Consider the following 7989-nt stretch of genomic DNA (forward strand, 5'->3'; position numbering starts at 1 on the left):
CGAGTCGTGACCGGCACGGCCGATGCGCGCCGGCAAGGGCATCGGGCGCCAGGGTCACGGCTGCATCAGAGCAACTGTGCACACGCCACGGTTTCAGGGAAGGTTGCCAAACGAGGCAGGATGCACCGAGGCAGTCATTCCTGCTTCATGCCTGCTGCACGGGATGGCAGCCACGGCCTGTTTTCTGGCGGTTTGCCTGCGAAACCGAAAAACCCAAGTCACTGATCTGACTGGTGCCCGGAACCGGGATCGAACCGGTACGCCTTGCGGCGGCAGATTTTAAGTCTGCTGCGTCTACCTGTTCCGCCATCCGGGCTGGAAACGTCCGCCGCCGGGCTGGGGACCGCGGGGACTGGCAGGGCGCGACAGTTTGCCGGGCGGGATGGCGGCAGGCAAGGCGCCCGGGGCTCAGTGTCCGGGCGGCGACAGCGGGCGCAGGTCGACGCAGCGGTCCGGTTCCAGCTCGGCGATCAGCGCCGGCAGACGCGCGGGTTCGTCAAACGGCACGCTGCGCAGGCGACCGCCGGCAGCCATCTGTGCGTGGCGCTCCAGCAGCGTCGTCGCCCCGGGGCCGGCGAGCACGACCTCCCAGTCTTCGGCGAGCAAGCGGGCAACGAGGTCGCGGGCGCCGGGCCGGTCCGGGCCGAGCACCAGGGCCAGCGGCCGTACGGCCGGGTGCAGGCTCAGGGCGTCGAGCGCGCCGAGCAGTTCGGGGGGCAGACTGTCGGAGGTGACCATGCGCATGGCGGCGGTTGTCGGCTGGATTGCGGATGGGGCAAGCATCGGCCAGCCCGGCATCCGCGACCAGCGCAGGGTGTAACACCTGGATGCACCGGCACCCGTCGGCACAGGGTTTTACCGATGCGCAAACAATGTCTTACCGGTGGCGATGGCGCGGATACCGGTCCTCTTCGTGATCCTCATCCTCGTCATGCCGGTGATGGCGGTCGCCTCCGGAGTAGGTCCCGGAGCAGCTCGACACGCAGGTGTCATGGAACTGCTGGCAGCGGCTGGTGCAGTACGGGTTGCCGAGACAGCCGGCCATGCAGCTCATCAGGTAATTGCCGCAGTCGCACTGCATCCGGGCGCTGGCCGGTGCCGTGATCAGCAGCGCCAGCAGCAGACCGACGGCGGCCAGCAGCCCCGGGGGCGGGAAACGGATCGGCAGACTCGGGATGGCGACTCCGGCGCAGCGGGGCGCACGAAACGGATGCCCGGCACGCATTCCCTTGCCGGGGCTCATTCACGGTAGAAGTTGTCGCGCGCGTGCTTGGCACGGCGGAAGGTCTCGTAGACGGTCGGCTCGTCGCCGGCAGCGAGCGCCGCGCGCAGGCGCTGCAGGTTGCCGACGTATTCGTCGATGACCGCGACCAGGCATTCGCGGTTGGCGAGACAGATGTCGCGCCACATCGCCGGGTCCGAGGCCGAGATGCGCGTGAAGTCGCGGAAACCCCCGGCGGCGTAGCGGAAGATCTCGGCGCGATCATCCATCGCCGCCAGCGTGTCGACGACGGTATAGGCGAGCACGTGCGGCAGGTGCGAGGTCGCGGCCAGCACCTCGTCGTGGTGGCGGATGCCCATCTCGACGACCTGCGCGCCGGTGGCGAGCCACATCGTGCGCACCAGGTCGACGGCCGGCGCGGCGTTCTCGACGTGCGGGGTCAGGATCACGCGCCGGTGCTCGAACAGTTCCGCGAACGAGGCTTCGACGCCGCTCTTCTCGGTGCCGGCGATCGGGTGTCCGGGCACGAAGCGTTCGGGCAGGCCGCCGAACACGGCGCGGGCGTCCTCGACCACGCAGCCCTTGGCGCTGCCGACATCGGTCAGCACGGCCTGCGGCGCCAGATGATCGCGGATCGATGCGAGCACCGCCCGCATCGCCGACACCGGCGTGCCGAGCACGACCACGTCGGCACCGCGCACGGCCTCGGCCGGGTCGGTCGTGTAGCGGTCGATGACGCCGAGCTCGACGGCCTTCCTGAGCTGATCCTCGTTGCGCCCGCAGCCGACGATCTCGCCGACGCGCTGCGCGCGCTTCAGCGCCCGCGCCAGCGAACCGCCGATGAGGCCGACGCCGAGGATGGCGAGGCGCGGGATCAGGATGTCGTGGCTCACGGGCAATCTCCCTGACGATGGCACGGTGGGCATCGGGCGGCGGCTTCAGCCCGCCGCCAGCACCTCGCCGAGCGCGGCGAGGGCGATGGCGTTCTCGCGTCCGGTGCCGAGCGTGACGCGGATATGGCCGGACAGACCGTAGTTGTCGACCGGTCGCAGGATCACGCCCTTCGGCAGCAGGCGCTGGAACAGCTCGCGGCCGCTGCGGCCCTTGAGGTCGACGCACAGGAAGTTGCCGGCCGAGGGCAGCCAGCCGAGGCCGAGCGCCGTGAGTCCGTCCTGCCACTGCTGCAGGCCGCTGCGGTTCAGCGCCACGGCCTCGGCGAGGTAGGCGGCGTCGCCGAGCGCGGCCGTCGCCGCCGTCAGCGCCGGCAGGTTGACGTTGAAGGGCTGGCGCACGCGGTTCAGCAGGTCGGTGACCTGCGCATGCGCGAGCGCGTAGCCGACGCGCAGGCCGGCGAGGCCGTAGGCCTTCGAGAAGGTGCGCGTGATGACGAGGTTCGGGTAGCGCTCCAGCCAGCCGACCGAGTCCGGCAGCTGGCCGGGGCTCATGTACTCGCCATAGGCCTCGTCGAGCACGCAGAGCACCTGCGCCGGCAGGCTGGCGATGAAGGCTTCGAGTTCGGCCGGCGCGAGCCAGGTGCCGGTCGGGTTGTTCGGGTTGGCGATGAACACCAGGCGCGTGTCGTCATCGACGAGGGCGCGCATCGCGGCCAGATCATGGCCGTAGGGCATCGCGCTGTCGGCGGCGAGCGCCGGGGCGGTCTTCAGCGTCGCGCCGACCGCGAGCGTCGCCAGCGGGTAGACCGCGAACGCATGCGCCGACATCACGGCGTTGTGCGCCGGCGTCAGGAAGGCGCGCGCCAGCAGTTCGAGCACGTCGTTCGAGCCGTTGCCGAGCGTGATGCGCGCCGCATCGACCGCGAGGCGCGCCGACAGCGCCTGCTTCAGCTCGAAGCCGTTGCCGTCGGGGTAGCGCGCGAGTTCCGGCAGGCAGGCATACACGGCTTCGAGCGCCTTCGGGCTCGGGCCGAGGGGGTTCTCGTTCGAGGCCAGCTTGACGACTGAATCCAGCCCGTACTCGCGCTTCAGCTCGCTTTCGGGCTTGCCGGGCTGGTACGGGGTCAGGCCGCGCACGCCGGGGGCGGCCAGGGCGGTGAAATCGCAGGGTAGCGGCATCGGGGTCTCCGGCATCCGGGGTTTTACAGCACGCCTTTCGGGTAGGAACCGAGCACGCGGAACAGGCTCGCCGCCTGCTGCAGGTCGGCGAGCGCGCTGACGACCTCCGGCGACTCGATGTGGCCGTCGAAGTCGATGAAGAACACGTAGTCCCACATGCTCTTGCGCGAGGGGCGCGACTCGATGCGCGTCATCGACAGGCCGTGGTCGGCGAGCGGCTGCAGCAGCGCCATCAGCGAGCCGGGCCGGCTGTACGAGGACACCAGCAGCGTCGTGCGGTCATCGCCGGACGGCGGGATCGGCTGCGTGCCGATGATCAGGAAGCGCGTGGTGTTGTCCGGCTGGTCCTCGATGTTGGCGACGATCACCGGCAGCTCGTAGATGTCGAGCGCGCCCTGGCCGGTGATGCAGCCGGCGCCGGGTTCGTTGCGCGCCATGCGCGCGGCCTCGGCGTTGGAGGCCACCGGCAGGCGCGGCACGCCGGGCACGTTGGCATCGAGCCATTCGCGGCACTGCGCGAGCGACTGCGCATGCGAGTAGATGCGCGTGAGCTTCTTCGGATCGTCGGCGAAGCCGGCCAGATGATGATGGATGCGCAGCTGCACCTCGCCGCAGATGTTCAGCGAGGACTGCATGAACATGTCGAGCGTGTGGTTGACGACGCCCTCGGTCGAGTTCTCGACCGGCACGACGCCGTAGTCGGCATCGCCGGATTCGACCTCGCGGAACACCTCGTCGATCGCGCGCTGCGGCAGGGTCAGCGCGCTGTGGCCGAAGTGCTTGAGTGCCGCCGCCTGCGTGAAGGTGCCCTCGGGGCCGAGGAAGGCGATGCGCAGCGGCCGCTCCAGCGCCAGGCACGCGGACATGATCTCGCGGAACAGCCGGCCGACCTCCTCGCTCGACAGCGGGCCGGGGTTCAGCTCCATGATCCGGCGCAGCACCTGCGCCTCGCGCTCGGGGCGATAGAAATTGCCGCCGCCGTGACCGTGCGCCTGCTTGACCTGGGCGACTTCCTGCGCGCAGCGCGCGCGGGCACTGATCAGATCGAGGATCTGGCGGTCGATCGTGTCGATGCGGTCACGGATCGCCAGCAGCTGTTCCTGTTCGGTCATCGTTCGGGTACCGGTGATGCCGGGCCTCAGCCCCGGCGCTGCACGAAGTCCTGCAGGAACGCGATCAGCGCCTCGACGCCGGCCTCGGGCATGGCGTTGTAGAGGCTCGCGCGCATGCCGCCGACGATGCGATGCCCTGCCAGCCCGACCAGTCCGGCGGCCTCGGCTTCCTTCAGGAACACGGCATCGAGCGACTCGTCGGCGAGCCGGAACGGCACGTTCATCCACGAGCGGCAGGCCGGATCGACCGGGTTGCGGTAGAAGCCGGAGCCATCGAGGTAGGCGTAGAGCCTGCCGGCCTTGCGGGCGTTCTTTTCGGCCATCGCCGGCAGGCCGCCCTGCGCGAGCAGCCATTCGAAGATCAGTCCGGCGAGATACCAGCCGAAGGTCGGCGGCGTGTTGTACATCGAGCCGTGCTTCGCGAACACCGCATAGTCGAGCATCGTCGGGCACTGCGCGCGGGCGCGACCGAGCAGTTCGCGGCGCACGATGACGACGGTCAGCCCGGCCGGGCCGATGTTCTTCTGCGCACCGGCGTAGATCAGCCCGAAGCGCCGCACGTCGATGGGGCGCGACAGGATCGTCGAGGACATGTCGGCAACGAGCGGCCGGTCGCCGACCTCGGGCACGTCCGGGAACTCGACGCCGACGATGGTCTCGTTCGGCGTGTAATGCACATAGGCGGCCTGCGGATCGAGCCGCCAGCCCTCGCGCGCCGGGATCGTCGTGTAGCGCGTGTCGCGGCTGCTGGCGACGACGTTGATGCGCCCGAAGCGCGCGCCCTCCTCGATCGCCTTGTCCGACCAGGTGCCGGTATCGAGGTAATCGGCCGAGCCGCCCTCGGGCAGCAGGTTCAGCGGCACCATCGCGAACTGCTGCGAGGCCCCGCCCTGCACGAACAGCACCGCGTAGTCGTCCGGCACGCCGAGCAGCCGGCGCAGATCGGCCTCGGCCTGTTCGGCGATGGCGGTGAAGTCACGGCCGCGGTGCGACATCTCCATGACCGACATGCCGTGGCCGTGCCAGTCGCTGAGCTCCGCGCGCGCACGTTCGAGCACCGGCTCGGGCAGCACCGCGGGGCCGGCGCTGAAATTGAACACTCTCGACATCGGAACTCGCCTCGAACAGAGGAAAAATCGGACCTGCCCGTGCCGCCGGCCTCAGCCGGCACCGGCACCGGAATCGGGGTCGCCGCCGTCACCGGCCTCGGGCTCGCTGTCGGCATCCTCGGCGGCCTCGCCGTCGGTCTCGATGCGCTCGACCGTGATCAGCCGCTCGCCTTCCTGCACCGCGATCAGCTTCACGCCTTGGGTGTTGCGCGACAGCACCGAGATCTCGGCGACGCGCGTGCGCACCAGCGTGCCGCCGTCGGTGATCAGCATCACGTCATCGGCGGCATCGACCTGCACCGCACCGACCACCGCGCCGTTGCGCTCGCTGGTCTGGATCGAGATCACGCCCTGGCCGCCGCGGCCGCGCAGCGGGTATTCCTCGGGCGCGGTGCGCTTGCCGAAGCCGTTCTCGGTGACGGTCAGGATGTCGCCGGTGGCACCGACCACCACCAGCGCGATCACGCGCGCGCTGCGGTCGATCGCGGCCTCGTCGTCGGTGTCGGATTCCTCTTCCTTGAAGCGGATGCCGCGCACGCCGGCGGCGTTGCGGCCCATCGGCCGCACGTCGGTCTCGGCGAAGCGGATCGCCTTGCCGGCGTCGGTGAACAGCATGATGTCGCGCCGGCCGTCGGTGATCGCCACGTCCACCAGTTCGTCGCCGTCGCGCAGGTCGATCGCGATGATGCCGGCGGCGCGCGGGCGCGAGTATTCGGACAGCGGCGTCTTCTTGACCGTGCCGGAGGTGGTCGCGAAGAACAGGTACTGGTCCTCGCCGAACTCGCGCACCGGCTGCACGGCGTTGATGCGCTCGCCCTGCTCCATCGGCAGCAGGTTCACGAGCGGCTTGCCGCGCGCGACGCGCCCGGCCTGCGGCAGCTCGTAGACCTTGATCCAGTACACCTTGCCGCGGTTCGAGAAGCAGAGCAGCGTGTCGTGGGTGTTGGCGATGAACAGCTTGTCGATGAAGTCCTCGTCCTTCATCGCCGTCGCCGACTTGCCGCGCCCGCCGCGGCGCTGCGCACGGTAGTCGGTCAGCGGCTGCGCCTTGGCGTAGCCGGCGTGCGACAGCGTGACGACCATGTCCTCCTCGGAGATCAGGTCCTCCAGCGTCAGGTCGACCTGCGTGTGCTGGATCTCGGTGCGCCGCGCATCGGCGTACTGCGTGCGCAGCTCGACGAGTTCGTCGCGGATCACCTGCATCAGCCGGTCAGCACTCGCGAGGATGTCGAGCAGGTCGGCGATCCGCGCGAGCAGCTCCTGGTATTCGCCGTGGATGCGGTCCTGCTCCAGCCCGGTCAGCCGGTGCAGGCGCAGGTCGAGGATCGCCTGCGCCTGCGCGCCCGAGAGCCGGTAGCCGCCCCCGACCAGCCCGAGCCCGGCTTCGAGTCCTTCGGGACGCGAGGACACCGCCCCGGCGCGCTCCAGCATCGCCGTGACCGGTCCGGCCTCCCAGACGCGTGCCATCAGCCCTTCCCTGGCATCCGCCGGACTCGGCGAGCGGCGGATCAGCTCGATCATCGCGTCGATGTTGGCGAGCGCCACCGACAGGCCTTCGAGCACGTGGGCGCGTTCGCGGGCCTTGCGCAGCTCGTAGATCGTGCGCCGCGTGACGACTTCGCGCCGGTGACGCACGAAGGCTTCGAGGATCTGCCTAAGGTTCAGCAGCCGCGGCTGGCCGTCGAGCAGCGCGACCATGTTGATGCCGAACACGCTCTGCATCTGCGTGTGCTGATACAGGTTGTTCAGCACGACTTCGGGCACTTCGCCGCGCTTCAGCTCGATGACCATGCGCATGCCGTCCTTGTCGGACTCGTCGCGCAGTTCCGAGATGCCTTCGAGCTTCTTCTCGCGCACCAGCTCGGCGATCTTTTCGAGCAGCCGCGCCTTGTTGACCTGATACGGCAGTTCGGTGACGACGATGGTCTGGCGGCCGGTGCGCTCGTCGGTCTCGATTTCGGTACGCGCCCGCACGTAGATGCGCCCGCGGCCGGTCATGTAGGCATCGCGGATGCCGCGCGAGCCGTTGATGATCGCGGCGGTCGGGAAGTCCGGGCCCGGCAGGTACTGCATCAGCTCGGGGATGCCGAGCGTCGGGTCGTCGATCAGCGCGATGCAGGCATCGACGACCTCGCCGAGGTTGTGCGGCGGGATGTTGGTCGCCATGCCGACCGCGATGCCGGCCGAGCCGTTGACCAGCAGGTTCGGCACGCGGGTCGGGAACACCGCCGGCTCGGTCTCGGAGCCGTCGTAGTTCGGCACGAAGTCGACGGTTTCCTTGTCGATGTCGGCCAGCAGCTCGTGCGCGATGCGGCTCATGCGCACTTCGGTGTAACGCATCGCCGCCGGCGCATCGCCGTCGATCGAGCCGAAGTTGCCCTGGCCGTCGACCAGCATGTAGCGCATCGAGAACGGCTGGGCCATGCGCACGATGGTGTCGTAGACCGCGGTGTCGCCGTGCGGGTGGTACTTGC

The 7989-nt window shown here is 69.6% G+C and carries 7 protein-coding genes and 1 tRNA gene; all 8 read right to left on the reverse strand.

Going from position 1 to position 7989, the window contains the following annotated elements; all coding sequences use genetic code 11:
* Positions 1 to 231: 231 nt before the first annotated feature.
* A tRNA-Leu gene (locus PKE44_RS11840) sits at positions 232 to 316 on the reverse strand.
* A gap of 92 nt (positions 317 to 408) precedes the next feature.
* On the reverse strand, positions 409 to 744 hold the full coding sequence (locus PKE44_RS11845) for a hypothetical protein (RefSeq protein ID WP_324551386.1): 336 nt from the start codon (positions 742 to 744) through the stop codon (positions 409 to 411).
* Positions 745 to 877: 133 nt separating this feature from the next.
* Entirely contained in the window at positions 878 to 1225 is a 348-nt protein-coding gene (locus PKE44_RS11850) for a hypothetical protein (RefSeq protein WP_324551389.1), read from the reverse strand.
* A gap of 14 nt (positions 1226 to 1239) precedes the next feature.
* Complete coding sequence (locus tag PKE44_RS11855; protein WP_324551399.1) at positions 1240 to 2100, reverse strand: prephenate dehydrogenase/arogenate dehydrogenase family protein; 861 nt, start codon at positions 2098 to 2100, stop codon at positions 1240 to 1242.
* A gap of 60 nt (positions 2101 to 2160) precedes the next feature.
* The gene (hisC, locus tag PKE44_RS11860; RefSeq protein ID WP_324551391.1) at positions 2161 to 3294 is read right to left on the reverse strand and encodes a histidinol-phosphate transaminase; all 1134 of its coding nucleotides are present in this window, start codon (positions 3292 to 3294) and stop codon (positions 2161 to 2163) included.
* Between the two features lie 23 nt (positions 3295 to 3317).
* Positions 3318 to 4406 carry a prephenate dehydratase gene (pheA, locus tag PKE44_RS11865; protein WP_324551393.1) on the reverse strand — a complete coding sequence of 363 codons (1089 nt, stop codon included), beginning with the start codon at positions 4404 to 4406 and terminating at the stop codon, positions 3318 to 3320.
* A 26-nt stretch (positions 4407 to 4432) separates the two neighbouring features.
* On the reverse strand, positions 4433 to 5515 hold the full coding sequence (gene serC / locus PKE44_RS11870) for a 3-phosphoserine/phosphohydroxythreonine transaminase (RefSeq protein WP_324551395.1): 1083 nt from the start codon (positions 5513 to 5515) through the stop codon (positions 4433 to 4435).
* A gap of 51 nt (positions 5516 to 5566) precedes the next feature.
* A partial coding sequence (gene gyrA, locus PKE44_RS11875) for a DNA gyrase subunit A (protein WP_324551397.1) occupies positions 5567 to 7989 on the reverse strand: 2423 nt, incomplete at its 5' end.

The organism is Plasticicumulans sp. (assembly GCF_035331805.1).
Lineage (GTDB): Bacteria > Pseudomonadota > Gammaproteobacteria > Competibacterales > Competibacteraceae > Plasticicumulans.